The organism is Stenotrophomonas maltophilia group sp. Smal13, from assembly GCF_030236855.1.
GTDB lineage: Bacteria > Pseudomonadota > Gammaproteobacteria > Xanthomonadales > Xanthomonadaceae > Stenotrophomonas > Stenotrophomonas maltophilia_A.
In genome coordinates, this window is sequence record NZ_JASJSQ010000094.1 from 1 (window position 1) to 19,263 (window position 19,263).

The window sequence follows — 19,263 nt, forward strand, 5'->3', positions numbered from 1 at the left end:
GATGCGGCGACCGAGCTTACATGGACGTACTTGCAGCGTCCCCCGCAACCGGACCTACCCCGCCTACCCTGAGGAAGCCAGCTCCCGCTGTTGCTTCGGCTGTTGCTGTTGCTGTTGCCCTGGCTTCGGCAGGTGCAGGGCGCAGCCCTGCCGAACCCCTTACACTCCAGAAGGATTTCCCTGCTGGAGAGAGCAATGAAACGAGTGGTACTGGGCGTGCTGGCCCTGTCGGTGTCGAGCGCACTGATGGCGGCCACCCCGAAATTCGATGGCGCGCGGATCTCCGCCGACGTCAAGGAACTGGCCTCCGACGCCTACGAAGGCCGCTCCCCGGCCACCGCCGGCGAAGAGAAGACCATCGCCTTCCTCAGCAAGCAGTTCGCCGACGCCGGCCTGCAGCCGGGCGGTGACCTCAAGGATGGCAAGCGCCTGTGGACCCAGGCCGTGCCGCTGCGCAAGGGCGACATCGTCGGCGCACCGCAGCTGGCGCTGCACCAGGGCGGCAAGACCGTTGCGCTGGAACAGGGCAAGCAGATCGCCGTGCGCGCTGCCATGAACGGCGCCAGCAACGTCGACATCAGCAAGGCCCCGCTGGTGTTCCTCGGCTACGGCGTGAAGGCCCCGGAGCGCAACTGGGATGACTTCAAGGGCGTGGACCTGAAGGGCAAGATCGCCGTGGTGCTGATCAACGACCCGGACTTCGAGAGCGGCCAGGGTGATTTCGACGGCAAGGGCATGACCTACTACGGCCGTTGGACCTACAAGTACGAAGAAGGCGCCCGCCAGGGCGCGCTGGGCGTGCTGATCGTGCACGAGACCGCACCGGCGTCGTACGGCTGGGCCACCGTTGCCGGTTCCAACACCAACACCATGTTCGATGTGGTGCGCGACAACCCGGCCGACAGCCACCCGCTGCTGGAAGGCTGGATCCAGCGCGACCTGGCCGTGGAGCTGTTCCGCTCGGCCGGGCAGGACTTCGAGGCGCTGAAGAAGAAGGCGCAGCAGCGCGACTTCACCCCGGTGCCGCTGACCGGCGCCAGCCTGGACGCGAAGTACGCGGTGAAGACCGAAGTGATCACCTCGCACAACGTGGCCGCACGCCTGGAGGGCAGCAGCCACCCGGACGAGACCATCGTCTACAGCGCGCACTGGGACCACATCGGCGTGGGCGAGCCCGACGCACGTGGCGACCGGATCTTCAATGGCGCTCTGGACAACGCCAGTGGCACCGCATCGCTGATCGAACTGGCCCGTGGCTTCGCCAAGGCCAAGCGCCCGCAGCGTTCGCTGCTGTTCCTGGCGGTCACCGCCGAGGAAAAGGGCCTGCTGGGTTCGGAGTACTACGCCACCCATCCGCTGTATCCGCTGGAAAAGACCGTGGCGGTGATCAACATGGATGGCATGGCGCCGTTCGGGCCGTCGCGTGATTTCGGCATCTACGGTGCCGCGCGCTTCGAGCTGCTGGACCAGCTGAAGGACGTGGCCAAGGGCTGGGATATCCGCTACACGCCGGACCCGAAGCCGGAAGCGGGCCTGTTCTTCCGCTCCGATCACTTCCCGTTCGCCAAGCGTGGCGTGCCGGCGCTGTCCTGGTCGGCCGGCCAGGACTGGGTGGACGGTGGCGTGGCCGCAGGCAAGAAGGCCTCTGAGGACTACACCGCCAAGCGCTACCACCAGCAGGGCGACGAGTGGCAGCCGGACTGGGTGTTCGCCGGTGCCGCCCGCGACCTGGAAGTGCTGTACACGCTGGGCAACCAGCTGGCCAACTCGCGCAGCTGGCCGAACTGGAGCAAGGACGAATCGTTCCGCGCCGTGCGTGACGCCAGCGCCGACCAGCGCAAGTAAGGGAATGCGCCGGGTTCGCCCGGCGCCTCCCGGGTAGTGCCGGCCGCTGGCCGGCAACCTTGTGATGCTTGTGGAGGTCATGGGGAGCCGGCCAGCGGCCGGCTCTACCAGAATGGCTTCCATCCCCGCTTTCCGGCCCTTCGTCGCAACCCGCTTGTTTGCCCGGCGGGCCGCCCTATGCTCGGCTCACCCCCTTCCTCCAAGGCGCCGCCGTGTTCGCCAGCCTCTCTCTCCTGCTTCGTCACCTGCTGGCCTGGGCTGCGGCGCTGTTCGTCGCCGGCATGGTCTGGAGCGGCATTTTCAGCGGCATGAACGACGGCCCTGGCTGGGTGTTCGGGCTGCTGGTGATGTTCCTGATGATTTCCGCGCTGGGCAGCGCGATTACCCATGTACGCCGCGTCTGGCTGGTCGCCGGCCGGCTGGATTCGACCACGCTCTCCGGCCGCCAGCGCCGCCAGGTGGAACTGCCGATGGATGCCGGCCAGGCATTCTCGGTGGTGGAAGCGGCCATCGCTGAACTGCCGCGCGTTGAAGACGTGGAAAGTTCGGCCGGTAGCCTGCAGGTGCGGGCCTACGTGCGCCGCGTGGATGCCTGGAACGGCCGCCAGCCATCGCGCTGGAATCTGCCGGCACGGCTGGCGATCAAGCGCAACAGCGTGCTGGCGACGGTCACGCCGGGGCAGGGCACCAGTACCGTCACCCTGTTGTTTGAGCCGGATGCCGGCTGGTGGGCCGACCTGCTGGCACTGGATGAGGGCAGCAACTTCGAGAACGCCGAAGCGGTCACCCGCGCGATCAGCCGCCGTGTTGCCGACCAGCGTCGCGACGAGCAGGCCGCGGCTGAGCAGACCCAGGTGGAAAAGGAGCTGTCGGTGGCCCGGTTGAACCTGCTGCATGCGCAGGTGGAACCGCACTTCCTCTACAACACGCTGGCCAACGCGCAGGTGCTGACCCGCACCGACCCGGCACGTGCCGACCAGATGCTGGGCCACCTGATCCAGTACCTGCGCAGCTCGTTGCCACAGGTGGACGAATCGCTGTCCACGCTGGGCGTGGAGCTGGAGCGCACCCGTGCCTACCTGGAGATCCTGCGTATCCGCATGGGCGCACGGCTGGGGGTGGAGGTGCAGGTACCGAACGAACTGCACGGCGTGCAGCTGCCGGCGATGGCGTTGCAGACGCTGGTGGAGAACGCGATCAAGCATGGCCTGGAACCGAAGCCCGGCGGTGGCACGATCTGGATCCTGGCGCGTGGCTTCGATGACCATGTAACGGTGACGGTGGCCGACGATGGCCTCGGCTTCGGCCAGGGCACCAGCGGTACCGGCATCGGCCTGAAGAACCTGCGCGAGCGCCTGCGCCTGACCTGCGGCGAACAGGCCGGCGTGGCGATCGTCGCCAACTTCCCCAGCGGCGTGGCCGCGACCATGACCCTGCCGCAGTCGAGCAAGGAGCGCAGCCATGCCGCTTGAGGCGCTCATTGCCGAAGACGAGGAACTGCTGCGGCAGTCGCTGGTCGAGCAGCTGGGCCGGTTGTGGCCGGACCTGAAGCTGGTGGCCGAGTGCGAGGATGGCGCCAGTGCGCTGGAACAGCTGGCCGAGAAACAGCCGGACATCGCCTTCCTCGATATCCGCATGCCCGGCATCAGTGGCATTGAAGTGGCCCGTTCGCTGTCCGAACTGAGCCCGCGCACCCAGGTGGTGTTCGTTACCGCCTACGACCAGTACGCCATCGACGCGTTCGAGCAGGGTGCGATGGACTACCTGCTGAAGCCGGTCAGCGATGAGCGCCTGCTGGCCACGCGCGAACGCATCCTGTCGCGGCTGCCATCAACGCGCCAGGACGATGCCGTACTCGAACGCCTGCTTCAGCGCCTGGGGCCGTCGCAGAGGGCGGCAGAGCGCCCGCCCTTGGCCTGGATCACCGCCAGCAACGGCCGCGAGACGCAGCTGATCATGCTGGAAGACGTGGCCTACTTCCGTGCTGACAACAAGTACACCACCGTGATGACCGCGGCCGGTGAGAGCCTGCTGCGCACACCGTTGCGCGAGCTGCTGGAAGTGCTCGATCCGCAGCACTTCCGCCAGATCCATCGCTCGACCATCGTCAACATGAAGGCGGTGGCAGCGGTCAGCCGCGACGATACCGGGCGCGGGGTGCTGCGCCTGCGTGGGCGTACGGAGACGCTGGTGGTCAGCCAACCCTTCATGAGCCTGTTCCGCGGCATGTAGCCGCACCCTGGAGGCACCATGCGCCTGTTCCTGTTTGCCTGCGTTGCTGCGCTGTCATTGGCCGGCTGCGAGAAGTCCAGCGAAACCTCGATCACCCGTACCAATGCCAACGGCGTGGATACGCTGTACAGCAAACGCACCGTGGTCGATGGCGAGGCGCGGTTCCAGTGCATCGCCAGCAGCAGTGGCCATTGCCACTACGTGGTGCTGGACCCTGCATGCAGCAGCGGGGCCGCGTGTGCCACGCCGCCGTTGCGTCGGTTCGCGGTGGCGGTGGGAAAGACCGAGGCGATGCGTGACCTGCCCAGGGGCTTCCACCAATGCGTCAGCCAGGACCCGATAGAACAATGCCACCGTGAGTGATCACGGTGGCATTGTGGGCCCCCCCGCTTCCCTGAAGGATCAGTAGGCAGGTTGCAGTGTCAGGTCGTGGTGGTGCTCGTTCTCACCCACATGGTTCAGGCGGCCGACCAGTTCTGAGTGCTGCTTCATGCGCCCGATCTCGGTCATGATGCGGATGTCCTCATGGCGCAGCTCGCGCTTGGCGGTGACGGCCTGCTTGTAGTCCAGCACTTCCGGGTAGTGCTCGGCCAGGTCCAGTGCCTCGGCCACGTTCTCGACGCTGTCGGCCTTGGAGCTGATGCGGGCGCGGCTGTTGAAGGCCTTCATCCAACGCTCGAAACCGGCGGTGCGGTCGAACATGTTGGCCATGAACCAGATCACGAACAGGATCGAGATCCATGAGCCGAACACCACGACCACGCGGGTGAAGGTGATGTGGTAATCGTCGCGCCACAGGTAGTTGGTGATCAGCCCGAGGATCAGCAGCGAGGCCGCCTGCCAGCCGACGATCGAGGCGATCAGCCATTGGCACTTGGCCTGGGCCAGCACAGCCACTTCATCGCGGATCTGCTGCTCGCTGAGGCTGCGCCAGTGCGCGACCTGTTTTTCGAACGGGCTGCTGTAGAGCTCGTTGTCGCGAAGCAGTAGTCCCAAACCCTTGAACAAAGCAATCATGGCTGGCTCCTTGTGGAACGTGCGTCGATCAGCGTTGGACGGTGTGGCGGGTTCAGTTCTAGCACTTCCAGCGAGCCGTGCAATGGGCGCAATGCCTAGCGGCGTAAGGGTTTTGTCTGAATGGGTGAATGTTGTTGCATCGCAACATCATGGTCGCAGCCTGCGACAGGATGTCGCAGGGTGAAACGTGCTGCGGCTGCACATGAAACCGTGGCTGAGCGCGGAGACTCGCCGTCGGCGTCGTGATCGCCCAGAATCGGGGCCGACCGCGCAACCTGCGGCCGCTCTTCCGCCTTTCCTGGACCTGTGATGCCGGCTCTGCTGCAGCGACTTTCCCGCCCCGTCACCGCGCCTATCCGGCGCTGGGTACTGGAGGCCTTCCCGCGTGGCCAGAGCGGCATCGATTACGACCACCCGCTGGGAGACCCGGGCTGGTTCGGCCCGGACAGCGTCACCTGGCGGCTGCATGCGGAATTCCCGTCGATGCTGGCCGGTGGCCTGTGCGCACTGATGCTGCAGACCCTGCACCCGCGCGCACTGGCCGGGGTCTACGACCATTCCAACTTCCGGCAGGACCTGGTGGGCCGCCTGCGCCGCACCACCGCCTTCGTTGCCGGCACCAGCTATGCGCCCAGCGGCGAGGTGGAGGCGCTGGTGGCCAAGGTACGCCGCATCCATGCGCAGATCCGCGGCCAGACCGCGCAGGGGGAGCCCTATGCGGCGGACGATCCGCAGCTGCTGACCTGGGTGCACGTGACCGAGGCGTTTGGCTTCCTGCAAGGCTTCCGCCGCTACGGGCGCGAGGTGCCGGCGCACATCGCCGATCGCTACTACGACGAGTACCGCTGCGTGGCCGAGGCACTGGGTGCGGTGGATGTGCCGCGCAGTGAAGCGGAAGTGGCCGCGTACTTCTGCGCGCGGCAGCCGGAACTGCGCGTCGACGAACGCTCGCGCGAAGTGCTGGAGGTGTTGTCCGGCGTGCGCCTGCCGGTACCGGTGCCGGGCCTGTCGCGCGAAGTGTTCCTCGGCGCCGGTGCGGCGCTGCTGCCGGACTGGGCCGAGGGCATGCTGGAACGCAATGCGCGCCAGCGCGCACAAGCTGCAGCGTCGGCGAAGCTGATGCAGGGCATGGCGCCGCTGTTCCGCCGCGCGCTGCCCGATGGCCTGGCCAGCCGCGCCTGCACGCGCATGGGCGTGCCGGTGGCGGTGTTGCGCGGGTGGCCCGAAATGCTCCGGTAGCTGCCCACCTTGGTTGGCACGCATTTCGCGCGGTGCCGCAGAAGCGCCAACCAAGGTTGGCCTCTACCAGAGCGGATTCCGCAGTAGATCCACGCCATGCGTGGATGGGCGTTACCCGGCCGACTTCAACCCACGCAACAGCATCTCCAGCGCCGCCGTCGCCTGCTGCAGGCGCGCGTCGCCATCCTCGCCCTCGGCGATCCAGAACGCGGCTTCGGCCAGGCTGCCGTAGATCAGCGACGCCAGTGCCTGCGCATCCACCGCTGCCACCACGCCCTGCGCCACCAGATGTTCGATCAGGTGCTGCATCGAGTGCACGCAGTGGCGCTGCGATTCCGGTGAGGCGCCACCCAGTACCGCGCGCGCATCGCGCAGCACGATGCGCTGGATCTCCGGCTCCAGTGCCATCTCCAGATAGGCGCGGCAACGCTGCACGAAGCCGTCCCAGGCATCATCCGCGCCATCGCTGATCGCCTGCAGACGCAGGTCGGTCTCGGCATCGAGCTGGGCGACGACAGCCGCCAGCAGACCCTTCTTGTCGCCGAAGTGGTGGTACAGCGCGCCGCGGGTCAGCCCGGCCTGGGCTGTCAGGTCGTCCATCGAGGTGGCGGCATAGCCATGCGCGCTGAACACCCGGCGGGCGGTGGCCAGCAGGGTGGCGCGGGTTTCTTCCATCTCGGCGCGGGTGCGACGAACCATCCGGAGCTCCTTACATACACAGTGCATGATTATTTACATACGGTTCGTATGAATGTAGCCTCTTATTCATACGCTCTGTATGTATTGTCGTGGCGCCCGGTGCGCCAGGCAAGTCGCTGCCCTGGAGAACCTGATGGCCACCCCCTATCGCGACCTGTTCGCGGCCCCCGGCACCGCCGGCCTCGCCCTGGCCGGGCTGCTGGCACGCCTTCCTCTACCGATGACCGGTATCGGCATCATCACCCTGCTGTCCCAGCTGCGCGGCAGCTATGCACTGGCCGGTGCGGTGTCGGCCACCTTCGTGCTGACCTACGCGTTGCTGTCGCCGCAGGTATCGCGCTGGGTCGACCGGCGCGGGCAGGGCAGGGTGCTGCCGTGGGCCACCGCGGCCAGTGCGGCCGGGTTGCTGTTGCTGCTTGCGTGCACGCTGCTGGCCGCGCCGGACTGGACGCTGTTCATTGCAGCGATGCTGGCCGGTTGCATGCCCAGCATGTCGGCGATGGTGCGCGCGCGCTGGACCGCGATCCATCGCGGATGCCCGCAGCTGCAGACTGCGTATTCGCTGGAGACCGTGTTCGACGAGGTGACCTTCATCGCCGGGCCACCGTTGTCCGTCGGGTTGTCGGTGGCGGTATGGCCGCAGGCCGGCGTGCTGGCCGCCGCCCTGCTGCTGGTGCTCGGGGTGACCGCACTGGTTCTGCAACGCGGTACCGAACCACCGCTGCAGCACTGCGAAGGCGCAACACCCTCGCGCTCGCTGCTGCGGCAAGCGGAGATCCGCATGCTGGCGTTGCTGATGCTGGCGATGGGTGTGATTGTCGGTACCGTCGACATCACCAGCGTGGCCTTCGCCGAACAGCGCGGGCAGCCACTGGCTGCCAGTTGGGTGCTGTCGGCCTATGCGCTGGGCAGCTGCGCGGCGGGCCTGCTGTTTGGTGCGCTGAAGCTGCAGATCCCGTTGCCGCGCCTGTTGCTGACCGGAGCAGCGGCCACTGCATTGGCCACGCTACCGCTGCTGTGGGTCGGCAGCCTGCCTGCCCTGGCCGTTGCCGTGTTGCTGGCCGGGGTGTTTTTCGCGCCGACGATGATCGTGGCGATGTCGCTGGTCGAACAGTACGTGCCCGAATCGCGCCTGACCGAAGGCATGACCTGGTTGCTGGCCGGATTGAACATCGGCGTGGCGCTGGGCGCGGCGCTGTCCGGGCGGAGTGTCGATGCGGGGGGCGTGCGCAGCGGCTTTGTTGTTGCGCTGGTGGCAGGCGGTGGCGTGCTGCTGTTCGCCGTGCTCGCACACCGTGCACTGCGCCCGTCTGCCTCGACCACATCCCCTGAAGGAATCGTCCCGTGAGCGCTTCATCGCCTGCGCACGCCGCGACTGTGCCTCGTCATCCGTGGTGGTCGGTTTCCGCCGTCGGCCTCGCCACGTTCTCGGTGGTCACCACCGAAATGCTGCCGGTCGGCCTGCTGACCCCGATCGCCGAAGATCTCGGCGCGTCCACCGGCACCGCCGGCCTGATGATCTCGCTGCCGGCCCTGCTGGCGGCAGTGTTCGCACCGCTGGTGGTGATCGCAGCCGGTGGCATCGATCGCCGTCGCATCCTGTGCGCGCTGCTTGCGCTCCTGCTGGTCGCCAACCTCGCGTCGGCGCTGGCACCGGGCATCGGCTGGCTGTTGGCCGCACGGGTGCTGGTGGGGTTCTGCATGGGCGGCATCTGGGCCATCGCCGGCGGTCTGGCCGCGCGCCTGGTGCCGGCTGACCGCATCGGCCTGGCTACCTCGATCATCTTCGGCGGCGTGGCCGCAGCGTCGGTGCTGGGTGTTCCGTTGGGCGCGCTGATCGGGGATGCATTGGGTTGGCGCAGCGCCTTTGCAGCGATGGCGTTGTTCAGTGCGGCGGTAATGCTGCTGCATCTGCGGGTGGTTCCCGCGTTACCTGTAAGTACATCGGTGCGGCCGCGGCAGTTCGTGCAGCAGCTTGGCCAGCGCGACTTGCGGCGTGGGCTGTGGCTGACCGTGCTGCTGGTGTCCGGGCACTTCATCGCCTTCACCTACGTGCGGCCGCTGCTGACGTCCGTCTCGGGCGTGGAGGCGTCGTGGATCGGTGCACTGCTGTTTGCCTACGGCCTGGCCGGCATCGCCGGCAACTTCATTGCCGGGCCGCTGGCAGCGCGCCATCCGCGCGGTACGTTGCTGGCGATCGCATCGGGCCTGCTGCTGACGCCGCTGCTGTTGCTGTGGCTGGGGGGCACGCCGAGCGGTGGCATTGCGGTGCTGCTGCTATGGGGCCTGGCCTATGGCGGCGTATCGGTGGGCCTGATGAGCTGGATGATGAAAGCGGTGCCGCAGGCCGTGGAGATCGCCACCGCCCTGTATGTAGGCGTGTTCAACATCGGTATCGCACTTGGCGCGTGGGGCGGGGGACGGCTGCTGGATGGTGTCGGGCCATACGCCACGCTTTGGGCTGCTGCGGTGTTGGCTGCGAGCGCTCTGCTGATGGTTGCCACCACCCGCAGGTAGATCCACGCCATGCGTGGATTCCCACGCCCGTGCCAACCAAGGTTGGCACCCACCAGAGCGAGGCATGTGCCAACCAAGGTTGGCAGCTACCAGAGCGGGGCATGTGCCAACCCGGGTTGGCAGCTACTGGGAAATGAAACGGGCGCCTTGCGGCGCCCGTTCCGGTTACATCACCACACCTTGACCCGCTTGTCCGGGGCCAGGTACAGCTTCTGGCCTTCCTTCACTTCGAACGCCGGGTACCAGGCGTCGATGTTGCGCACGGTGAGTGCGCGGAACTGGCCCGGTGCATGCACATCGGTCAGCAGCGAGTTGCGCAGCGCCTGCTCGCGGCTCTTGCTGCGCCAGGCCTGGGCGAAGCCGAGGAAGAAACGCTGGTCGGGGGTGAAGCCTTCCAGGGTCTGGCCCGGCTTGCCCTGCAGCGACAGCTGGTAGGCATCGTAGGCGGTACCCAGGCCAGCCACGTCGGCGATGTTCTCGCCCAGGGTCAGCTTGCCGTTCACATGCACGCCCGGGAACGGCTCGTAGCTGCTGAACTGTGCGGCCAGCGCATCACCAGCGGCGTTGAACTGCTTCAGGTCTTCAGCGGTCCACCAGTTGTGCAGCTTGCCGGTCTCGTCGAACAGCGCACCGGCGTTGTCGAAGCCGTGGCTGATCTCGTGGCCGATCACTGCGCCGATGGCGCCGTAGTTCACCGCATCGTCGGCAGCACCGTCGAAGAACGGCGGCTGCAGGATCGCGGCCGGGAACACCAGGCGGTTCTCCAGCGGCACGTTCATCGCGTTGATGGTCTGCGGCAGCATCGCCCACTCCCTGTGGTCGACCGCCTTGCCCAGCTTGGCGATGTTGCGCTGGTACTCGAACAGTTCGGCGCGCTGCGCATTGCCCAGCGCGTCATCACGGCGGATCTCCAGGCCGGTGTAATCACGCCACTTTTCCGGGTAACCCATGCCCACGGTCAGGCCGGCCACCTTGGCCTTGGCGCTGGCCTTGGTCTGCGGCGACATCCACGCGAGCGCGTCGATGCGCTTGGCGAAGGCGGCGATGATGTTCTTCGCCATCTCGTCCGCGCGTTCCTTGGTCTTGGCGTCGAAGTGCTTCTCGACGTAACGCTTGCCGATCGCTTCGCCGATGGCATGGTTGGCGTCGTCCACTGCACGCTTCCAGCGGTCGCTCTGCTGCGGCGTGCCGCTCAGCGTGGTGCCGTGGAAGGCGAAGCGGGCATCGGCGAATTTCTTCGGCAGGTAGGCAGCGGCGCGGTCCAGCGCGTGGAAGGCCAGGTAATCCTTCCAGACATCCAGCGGCTCGGTGGCGACCAGCTTGGACAGGCCGGCCACGGCCTTGGGCTGCCAGACGATGAAGTCCTGCTGCTTGCCCAGCGCGGCCGCGTCGAGGAAGGCGTTCCAGTCCATGCCCGGCGCCTTGGCATTGAAGTCGGCCTGGGTCCAGGGATTGGCACCCTTGGTCACATCATTGGTTTCTTCCTGGGTGGCGTGCGCCTGCGCGATCTTCGTCTCCAGCGCGAGGATGCGCTGCGCCTTACCCGCCGGATCGGCGACACCGGCCAGCTGCAGCATCTGTGCGATGTAGGCCTGGTACTGCTTGCGCAGCTCGGCCATGCGGCCGCCGCCCAGGTAGAAGTCACGGTCGGGCATGCCCAGGCCGCCCTGCACCAGGTAGGGCGCGTTGCGGTCCGGCTGCAGCAGGTCCACCGACACCCACAGGCCGAACAGGCGGTCGGTGTAGAAGTTGGTCGCATTGAGCAGGTCGACATCGGCACGCACGTCGCCGCCGAGGGCACGGGCCAGCCCGGCCTTGTCGGCGATCGCATCGATGGCCTTCAGCTGCGGCTGCACCGGCGCGATGCCGTGCTGCTCGATGCCGGCTTCGTCCATGTAGGCGGCGTAGTAGTCGCCGATCAGCTTGTCGTCACCGCTGGCCTGGGTGTTGCCGGCGGCGCCTTCGAGAATGGCGCGGGTGTCGGCCAGGGTCTTCTCGGCGATGACGTTGAAGCTGCCGAAGCGCGAGCGGTCGGCCGGGATCTCGGTGTTCTTCACCCAGGTGCCGTTGGCGAAGCCGAAGAAATCATCGCCGGCGTTGATGCTGCGGTCCATGCCGCTGGCATCGAAGCCGAAGCTGCCCAGCATCGGCTTGGCGGCCGCAGGTGCGGCATCGGCAGGCGCGGCGGTGCCGGCAGCCGGATCGGCCGGGCGGTCGCAGGCGGCCAGGGACAGGCTGGCAGCGATGGCCAGTGCCAGGGTGGGACGGCGCAGCTTGGACATGGACTTCTCTTGCAGCGGAAAACCCCAAGTCTAATCCGCTCCGCCCCGGCTGGCCCTCCCGTAGTGCCGCCCGCCCTGTGCGGGATCTGGCTGAACGCGCGGAAGCGATCTTCACGCCGTCACCGGTGTGGTGCATGCTGGCCTCAGGAGCCCTGCGCGGACACGGGGAGGTGGCCATGCGGGGGCGGGTCAGGCGTCAAGAATGGCGTCCGCCGGCCGTTGAGGTCGGGGATGTGGAGGATTCGTTCGCGCATGAAGCCAGCCGACTGCACAAGGAAGACCAACCGATGCCCGCGCTGAAACGGGCGTTGGCCCGGCCGCTGCGCGCCATTACCTGGGGCGGGGTGTTGCTGGGCATTCTGCTGGTGGCCGGGTTGACCACCATGCTGGCCAACGACCATCACCGCCGGCTGGAGGCCGCACAGCGCCAGAGCCGTGCACTGGCGGTGGGCAGCGAGCGCCTGCTGGCGCTGGAGCTGCGCAACCTGGAGCGGGCGATGTCCGGCATCGCCGCCGATGCCGTTGAAGTGTTCCGCAGCGTGCCCGCGCAGGCGCCGGCGCTGCTTGATGCCTCCATCGGCGGCGTGCTGCGCCGGCATGCCGAGCTGCACAGCATCGTGGTGCTGGACAGCTATGGCCGCGCCCTGACGGCCGGCAAAGGTGACCTGAACCTGCCGCTGTGGACCGACCCGCAGCGCCGCGGCCTGGGCAGTTCGCTGTACATCGGCCCGCCGCTGCGCGCCAGCGACGGTGGCTGGGTGGTGCCGCTGGCGCTGCCGATGGCCGGTGACCGCTGGTTGCTGGCGCGGCTGCGCTGCGGCGAACTGCAGCGCATCATCGGCGGCCTCGATGTTGGCCCGAACGGGCTGGTGTCGATCAGCGATGCGGAAGGCTACATGCTGGCCCGCGTACCGGACCCGCACGGTACGGTCGGCCGTCGCTACGATCTCCCGCATCGCGACCTGCTCGGCAAGCAGGCCGTGGTCGAGCTGGGCAGCCTGCCGGGCGCGGTCGATGGTGTGCAGCGCATCATCACCATCAGCACGCTGGAGCGCAGCCCGCTGGCGGTGCAGGTCGGGTTGGCCGATGAGGACGTGCTGGCGCCATGGTGGCCCTACCTGCAGGCGTCAGTGGCGATCGTGCTGGCCTACGTCGGGGTGCTGCTGGTCCTGCTGTACGCGGTGCGCCGCAGCACCCGCCGCCAGCAGTCGATGGCGGAGGAGCTGAAGACCGGGCATGCCGAGCTGCGCCTGGCCCACCAGGTCGGGCGCGTCTGCACCTGGTACGTGGACGAGGATGCCGCACTGTTGCGCTGGTCACCGCTGGCGCGTGAGATCTTCGGCGTGCAGACCGATGCGCTGCCGGTGGCCGATTTCTTCGCGCGCGTGCATCGTGATGATGCAGCGCGCCTGCAGCAGGCCTTCGACCAGGCCTTCGCCGGTGGCGCGGTGCTCGACCAAGTGTTCCGCCTGGTACTGCCCGGAGGCGCAGTGCGCTGGGTGGGTGCACGCGGGCAGCGGGTGGAGGTGGCCGACAGCGAGCGCCGCATGATCGGTGCGCTGACCGACCTGAGCGAACGCTACCAGGCCCGCGAGCAGATGAGCGAAGTGGAACGCCGCTTCCGCCTGTTGTTCGACCGCAATCCAGCACCGTTCTGGGTGTTCGATCCGGATACGCTGCGCTTCATCGAGGTCAACGATGCCGCCGTGCGCCAGTACGGCTACAGCCGCGAGGAATTCCTGGCGATGAGCATCCTCGACATCCGCCCGCGCGAAGGCTGGGACGAGGTGAAGGGTGCGATCGCCAAGGCCCGTGTCGGCGAGCTGCAGGATGCCACCGTGCGCCTGCACCGGCGCAAGGACGGCAGTGTGTTCGAAGTGCGCGCACACCTGTCCAAGCTCGATTTCGATGGCCAGCCCGCCTGCCTGGTGCTGGCCGAGGATGTGAGCGAACGGCTGGCCTACGAGCGCGACCTAGCCTACCAGGCGCGGCACAACCCGGCCACCGGCCTGCTCAATGTGCGCGCGCTGACCGAGCAGTTGGACGAGCAGCAGGAGGGCTACACCATCGCGTTCGTGCAGCTGCGCGGCCTGCAGCTGGTGGCCGATACGCTGGGCCGCGAGATCGGCGATGCGGTGCTGCAGTCGATGGCGACCCGCCTCGGTGGCCTGGGCGCGCGCTGCGGCACGCTGGCATTCCAGCCGGCGGAGGACTTCGTGTTCGCCATCGGTGCCGAGCACGATACCCAGCGCGTGCTGGACGACCTGCTGCAGATCGTGTCGGCGCCGATGCGCGGCAAGGATTCGCTGCACCAGTTCGAGCCGCGCATCGGCGTGGCCGTGCACATTGCCGGCGACGGCCACAGCGCCGAGCAGGTGATCGGCATGGCCGCACAGGCCGCGCATGCCGCGCGCGCCGAAGGCAATGTGGTGGTCTGGTTCGACGCGGCGGTGACCACGCGGTTGGCCGATCGCCTGCGCCTGGCCGGACGCATCCACGCCGCCATCGACAACGAGTTCCAGCTGTATTTCCAGCCGATCCGGCACGCCAGCGATGGCAGTCCGGCCGCGCTGGAGGCCCTGCTGCGCTGGCCGCAGGCCGATGGCAGCTTCATCCCGCCCAACGAGTTCATCCAGCTGTGTGAGGACACCGGGCTGATCCTGGCGCTGGGCCGCTGGGTGATCCGTGCGGCGGCGAAGGCGCAGCGCCGGCTGGTCGAGGCCGGTTGGGGCGAGCTGCCGATCGCGGTCAATGTATCGGCGGTGCAGTTCTTCAACAGCGACCTGGTGGCCGAGTTCACCCGCGCGCAGCAGGAGTTCGGCCTGGCCCGCGGCGCGCTGCACGTGGAGCTGACCGAGAGCAGCCTGATGCGCAAGCCGGCGCAGGCGATGCAGACCATGCAACGCCTGCACGAGCAGGGCATCAGCGTGTCGCTGGATGACTTCGGTACCGGCTATTCCAGCATGTCCTACCTGCAGCACCTGCCATTGGACATCCTGAAGATCGACCGCAGCTTCGTCGCCGACGTGGAAACCAATCCGCGCAATGCCTCGATCTGCCGTGCGCTGCTGTCACTGGGCCATAGCATGGGCCTGACCATCATTGCCGAAGGTGTGGAGACGCCGGGGCAGCTGGACTGGCTGGCTGCGCATGGCTGCGACCAGGTGCAGGGCTACCTGCTGGGCCGGCCGGCGCCGCTGGAACAGATCATCGACGCGCTGGATGAGGTTGCCGCCTAAGTGGTAGTGCCGGCCGCTGGCCGGCATTCGCCCAGGACCGGGATGTGTCTGATTGCCGGCCAGCGGCCGGCACTACCGGCAAGCGCCAGACTCGGCTACACCCCGGCCTCCACCAGGTGGTCGATGAAACTGCGCACCTTCGGTGCCAGATGGCTGCGGCTGGTATAGACCGCGAAGATGCCGATCGGCGAGGCCTCCCACTCGGGCAGGATGCGCACCAGGCGGCCATCGGCCAGCGCGGCTTCCAGCAGGAAATCGGGCTGCAGGATCACGCCCATGCCGGCGATTGCTGCTTCGCGCAGCACGTCGCCGTTGTTGGCGTGCAGCAGGCTGCTCACCGCCACCTTCACTTCGCCGCCCGGCCCCTGCAGCGGCCAATGGTCGCCGGCGGCCCAGTAGCTGTAGCTCAGGCAGGCGTGTGCCTGCAGCTCCTGCGGCGTCTGTGGCGTACCGCGTGCGGCCAGGTAGGCCGGCGCGGCGCACAGGCTCACCCGCGATTCGCCCAGACGTCGCGCGATCAACGTCGGCCCCGGCTCGCGCGTGATGCGAATGGCGACGTCGTAGCCTTCCTCGACCATGTCCACCAGCCGGTCGGACAGGGCCAGGTCCAGTTCCACCTGCGGGAAGCGTTCGCGGTAGCTGGCCAGCAGCGGGCCGAGGCGGGCGATGCCCCAGCTGACCGGTGCGTTGATGCGCAGCGTGCCGGAGGGCTCCAGCGCCTGCGCGCCGATGCTGGCCTCCAGCGCGTCGAACTCGGCCAGCAGGCGCACGCACTGGGCGTAGTAGGCCGCGCCGGCACTGGTCGGGCTGACCCGGCGCGTGGTGCGGTGGAGCAGGCGGGTGGACAGGCGCTTTTCCAGCGCGGCGACCTGGCGGGTGACGCCGGCAGTGGACATATCCAGGGCCTGGGCGGCGGCACTGAAGCCGTTGCGCTCGACCACCGCCACGAACACGCGCATCGCCTCGAGGGTGTCCATTGTTGCGCCTTTTGAAATAAATACGGTCAATCCATCGTATTTATTGGTCCACGAAGGCGCAATAACCTGTGCCCACTCCCTTCAAGGTGTTTCCCCATGCACACCACGACCGCTCCTGTTTCGCCGCTGGCCCCGTACGGCGCCACCCTGCTGCGCCTGGCCCTGGGCGTGCTGTTCCTGGTCCATGCGCTGACCAAGCTGCTGGTATTCACCCCGGCCGGCACGGCGGCGTTCTTCGAGTCGCTGGGCCTGCCCGGCGTGCTCGGCTACCTCACCATCGGCGTCGAGCTGGTGATCACCGTCGCGCTCCTGCTGGGCATCTACGCACGCTGGGTGGGCCTTGTCGGTGTGCCGCTGCTGCTGGGCACCATCGTCACCGTGCACGGCGCCAACGGCTTCGGTTTCGCCAATGCCGGCGGCGGCTGGGAATACCCGGCGTTCTGGGCACTGGCGCTGGTAGTGCTGTTCCTGGTCGACGATGGCAAGTGGACCCTGCGTTCGCGCTGATCGCCGCCTGACCCTGCAACTGGAGAATTCCATGTCCCGCCTGCCTTCGCTGTACATCTCGCATGGTTCGCCGATGACCGCCCTGCATCCGGGCCAGGTTGGCGTGCGCCTGGCCGAGCTGGCGCGCGACTTGCCGACGCCGCGCGCCATCGTGATGGCCTCGGCGCACTGGCTGGGCCGGCAGCCGCTGGTCGGCGCGCATCCGCAGCCACCGACCATCCATGACTTCGGCGGCTTCCCGCGCGCGCTGTTTGAACTGCAGTACCCGGCGCCGGGCGATCCGGCGCTGGCCGAAGAGGTGGCCGGCCGCATCGCCGCCGCTGGCCTGCCGGTGGCACTCGACCCGCAGCGTGGCCTCGACCACGGTGCATGGGTGCCGCTGCGGCTGTTGCGCCCGCAGGCCGACATCCCGGTGGTGCCGCTGTCGATCCAGCCACTGCTCGGGCCCGAGCACCAGTTCGCGCTGGGCCGTGCGCTGGCGCCGCTGCGCGAGCAGGGCGTGCTGCTGGTCGGCTCGGGCAGCATCACCCACAACCTGCACGACTGGGGGGACTACCAGGACGGCAAGGAAGCGCCGTACGTGCGGCCCTTCATCGAGTGGGTGGAGCAGCGTCTGGCCGCCAATGACCGCCAGGCCCTGTTGGATTACCGCAGGCAGGCGCCATTCGCCGAACGTGCGCACCCGACCGACGAGCACCTGCTGCCGTTGTTTTTCGCGATGGGCGCGGCCGGAGAGGGCGGCTTCGGTGCACGCCGCATCGACGCTGGTATCGATGCCGGCTTCCTCGCCATGGATCTGTACCGCTTCGACGGGGCATGAGCCGGGGCTGACGCGCGGCGGCCCCGGCCGTCGCGGTCATGGCCGCATGTGGTAGTTTTTTCCGGGTTTCCGGCGCTGGCTTGCGAGCCTCCCCGCGCGCCGCTTCCTGGAAGAAGCATGCATACCATTGAAGTCGTCCTGGCGATGCTGGTGGCCGTTGTCGCCAGCGGCTACCTGGTTCGTGTCCTGCCGTTCTCGTTGCCGCTGCCGCTGGTGCAGATCGGCCTGGGTGCGGTCATCGCCGGCGTGTTCAACCGCGGCCACGCGCTGGAGCCGGAGGTGTTCTTCCTGCTGTTCCTGCCGCCGCTGCTGTTCCTGGATGGCTGGCGTATTCCCAAACAGGGCCTGTTCCGCGACAAGGGCGCGATCCTCGAGTTGGCGTTCGGCCTGGTGGTGTTCACCGTCATCGGCGCCGGCTTCCTCATCCACTGGCTGATTCCAGTGATGCCGCTGGCGGTGTGCTTCGCGCTGGCGGCCATCGTGTCGCCGACCGACCCGGTGGCGGTCGGGGCGATCGCCTCCAAGGCGCCGATTCCCAAGCGCCTGATGCACATCCTTGAGGGCGAGTCGCTGCTGAACGATGCCTCGGGCCTGGTCTGCTTCCGCTTCGCGGTGGCGGCAGTGATGACCGGCACCTTCTCGCTGGCCACCGCCTCGCTGACCTTCGTGTGGGTGGCGGTGGCCGGCCTCGCCGTGGGCGTGGCGGTGACGCTGGGCGTGTCGACCTTCCAGCGCTGGCTGTGGCGCCGCTTCGGCGAAGAGCCGGGCGCGGCGATGCTGGTCAACCTGCTCATTCCGTTCGCGGCCTACCTGCTGGCCGAAGAGATCCATGCCTCGGGCATCCTCGCCGCGGTCGCCGCCGGTATCGCGATGAGCTATGTCGAGCTGACCGGACGCGTCTCCGGCAGCATGCGCGTGCAGCGCGCCGGGGTCTGGAACATGCTGCAGTTCAGCTTCAACGGCATCATGTTCGTGCTGCTGGGCGAGCAGCTGCCGGGCATTGTCGAACGCGCCACCACCACCATGAACGAGACCGGCCACCAGAGTGCGTGGTGGCTGCTGGTGTATGTGGTGGTGATCAATCTGGCACTGGTCGTGCTGCGCCTGCTGTGGGTGTGGCTGTCGCTGCGCTGGAACCTGCTGCGCGCGCGTCGTCGCGGCCTGGAGCGGGGCGAGGCGCCGAACTGGCGCATCGTGGTGGCGACCTCGGTGGCCGGCGTGCGCGGTGCGATTACCCTGGCCGGCGTGTTGACCCTGCCGCTGTTCCTGCCCGACGGCAGTGCATTCCCGGCGCGTGACTTGGTGATCTTCCTGGCCGCGTCGGTGATCCTGTTCTCGCTGCTGGGCGCCAGCATCGCGCTGCCGCGGCTGTTGAAAGGCCTGCAGCTGCCGTCCGATTCGGGTGAGCGCAAGGAAGAGGATCTGGCGCGCCGGCTGTCGTCGAAGGCCGCACTGGCCGGGGTCGAGCGCATGCGCCAGCAGATGGTGATGAACCAGAACACCGAGAACGTGCAGCTGTACAACGATGCCGCCTCGCGGGTCAGCCTGCTGTACCAGCGCCACCTGGAGAAGGACAGCGACGGGCCCGACGTGGACCCGGAGAAGGTGCGGCGCATGGAACTGGGCTACCGCCAGCTGCGCAGCGCCGGCCTCAATGCCGAGCGCGAGGAGCTGTTCCGGCTGACCCGGCGCGGGGTGATCTCCGATGAGATCTCGCGGCGCCTGATCCGCAACCTGGACCTGCTGGAATCGCGCAAGCGCGAGTGACGCCGAATGTAGAGTCGAGCCATGCTCGACTGCTCTTGCCCCAGGCGTCATGAACCCGGAACGGAAAGCAGTCGAGCATGGCTTGTATGTTCCTCCCGGCTCCTACGCGGTATGTAGGAGCC

Annotated in this window: 15 protein-coding genes; 11 read left to right on the top strand and 4 right to left on the bottom strand. The window is 67.8% G+C overall.

The annotated features are described in order from the left end of the window. The first annotated feature begins 195 nt into the window (after positions 1-195). From QRO95_RS21470 to QRO95_RS21485, 4 genes are all read left to right on the top strand, one after another. Complete coding sequence (locus QRO95_RS21470; protein WP_285303438.1) at positions 196-1,845, top strand: M28 family metallopeptidase; 1,650 nt, start codon at positions 196-198, stop codon at positions 1,843-1,845. Positions 1,846-2,057: 212 nt separating this feature from the next. Beyond that, on the top strand, positions 2,058-3,317 hold the full coding sequence (locus tag QRO95_RS21475) for a sensor histidine kinase (protein WP_049398329.1): 1,260 nt from the start codon (positions 2,058-2,060) through the stop codon (positions 3,315-3,317). Further along, complete coding sequence (locus tag QRO95_RS21480; RefSeq protein WP_032128763.1) at positions 3,307-4,077, top strand: LytTR family DNA-binding domain-containing protein; 771 nt, start codon at positions 3,307-3,309, stop codon at positions 4,075-4,077. Before QRO95_RS21475 ends, QRO95_RS21480 begins: the two co-directional genes overlap by 11 nt. Positions 4,078-4,095: 18 nt before the next feature. Next, positions 4,096-4,440: a hypothetical protein gene (locus tag QRO95_RS21485; protein WP_032128762.1), complete on the top strand. Its 345-nt coding sequence runs from the start codon at positions 4,096-4,098 to the stop codon at positions 4,438-4,440. A 39-nt stretch (positions 4,441-4,479) separates the two neighbouring features. Here the strand turns inward: QRO95_RS21485 and QRO95_RS21490 are convergent, their stop codons facing one another. Continuing rightward, the gene (locus QRO95_RS21490; protein WP_032128761.1) at positions 4,480-5,094 is read right to left on the bottom strand and encodes a hypothetical protein; all 615 of its coding nucleotides are present in this window, start codon (positions 5,092-5,094) and stop codon (positions 4,480-4,482) included. A gap of 309 nt (positions 5,095-5,403) precedes the next feature. Between QRO95_RS21490 and QRO95_RS21495 the strand changes: the two genes are divergently transcribed. After that, positions 5,404-6,333: an oxygenase MpaB family protein gene (locus QRO95_RS21495; RefSeq protein ID WP_285303439.1), complete on the top strand. Its 930-nt coding sequence runs from the start codon at positions 5,404-5,406 to the stop codon at positions 6,331-6,333. A 111-nt stretch (positions 6,334-6,444) separates the two neighbouring features. Here QRO95_RS21495 and QRO95_RS21500 read toward each other — a convergent pair whose 3' ends face one another. Continuing rightward, positions 6,445-7,032 (bottom strand): TetR/AcrR family transcriptional regulator, encoded by a 588-nt coding sequence (locus tag QRO95_RS21500; RefSeq protein WP_285303440.1) that lies wholly within the window; start codon positions 7,030-7,032, stop codon positions 6,445-6,447. Positions 7,033-7,165: 133 nt separating this feature from the next. On the opposite strand from QRO95_RS21500, the gene QRO95_RS21505 reads away from it, so the two are divergent. Beyond that, positions 7,166-8,380 (top strand): MFS transporter, encoded by a 1,215-nt coding sequence (locus QRO95_RS21505; protein ID WP_285303441.1) that lies wholly within the window; start codon positions 7,166-7,168, stop codon positions 8,378-8,380. Next, complete coding sequence (locus QRO95_RS21510) at positions 8,377-9,549, top strand: MFS transporter (protein ID WP_285303442.1); 1,173 nt, start codon at positions 8,377-8,379, stop codon at positions 9,547-9,549. The genes QRO95_RS21505 and QRO95_RS21510 overlap by 4 nt, the downstream gene beginning before the upstream one ends. Before the next feature lie 170 nt (positions 9,550-9,719). Here QRO95_RS21510 and QRO95_RS21515 read toward each other — a convergent pair whose 3' ends face one another. Then, positions 9,720-11,831 carry a M13 family metallopeptidase gene (locus tag QRO95_RS21515; RefSeq protein ID WP_285303443.1) on the bottom strand — a complete coding sequence of 704 codons (2,112 nt, stop codon included), beginning with the start codon at positions 11,829-11,831 and terminating at the stop codon, positions 9,720-9,722. Between the two features lie 176 nt (positions 11,832-12,007). Between QRO95_RS21515 and QRO95_RS21520 the strand changes: the two genes are divergently transcribed. Then, the gene (locus tag QRO95_RS21520) at positions 12,008-15,070 is read left to right on the top strand and encodes an EAL domain-containing protein (protein WP_285303446.1); all 3,063 of its coding nucleotides are present in this window, start codon (positions 12,008-12,010) and stop codon (positions 15,068-15,070) included. 95 nt (positions 15,071-15,165) lie between these two features. Here QRO95_RS21520 and QRO95_RS21525 read toward each other — a convergent pair whose 3' ends face one another. After that, on the bottom strand, positions 15,166-16,047 hold the full coding sequence (locus QRO95_RS21525; RefSeq protein WP_285303444.1) for a LysR family transcriptional regulator: 882 nt from the start codon (positions 16,045-16,047) through the stop codon (positions 15,166-15,168). 96 nt (positions 16,048-16,143) lie between these two features. Between QRO95_RS21525 and QRO95_RS21530 the strand changes: the two genes are divergently transcribed. The 3 genes from QRO95_RS21530 to QRO95_RS21540 all read left to right on the top strand — a co-directional run bounded on the left by QRO95_RS21530 (position 16,144) and on the right by QRO95_RS21540 (position 19,141). Further along, positions 16,144-16,554, top strand: a complete 411-nt coding sequence (locus QRO95_RS21530; RefSeq protein WP_285303445.1) for a DoxX family protein — start codon at positions 16,144-16,146, stop codon at positions 16,552-16,554. Between the two features lie 31 nt (positions 16,555-16,585). Beyond that, positions 16,586-17,374: a dioxygenase gene (locus QRO95_RS21535; RefSeq protein WP_201118080.1), complete on the top strand. Its 789-nt coding sequence runs from the start codon at positions 16,586-16,588 to the stop codon at positions 17,372-17,374. Positions 17,375-17,491: 117 nt separating this feature from the next. Next, the gene (locus tag QRO95_RS21540; RefSeq protein ID WP_032128751.1) at positions 17,492-19,141 is read left to right on the top strand and encodes a Na+/H+ antiporter; all 1,650 of its coding nucleotides are present in this window, start codon (positions 17,492-17,494) and stop codon (positions 19,139-19,141) included. Positions 19,142-19,263 lie beyond the last annotated feature (122 nt).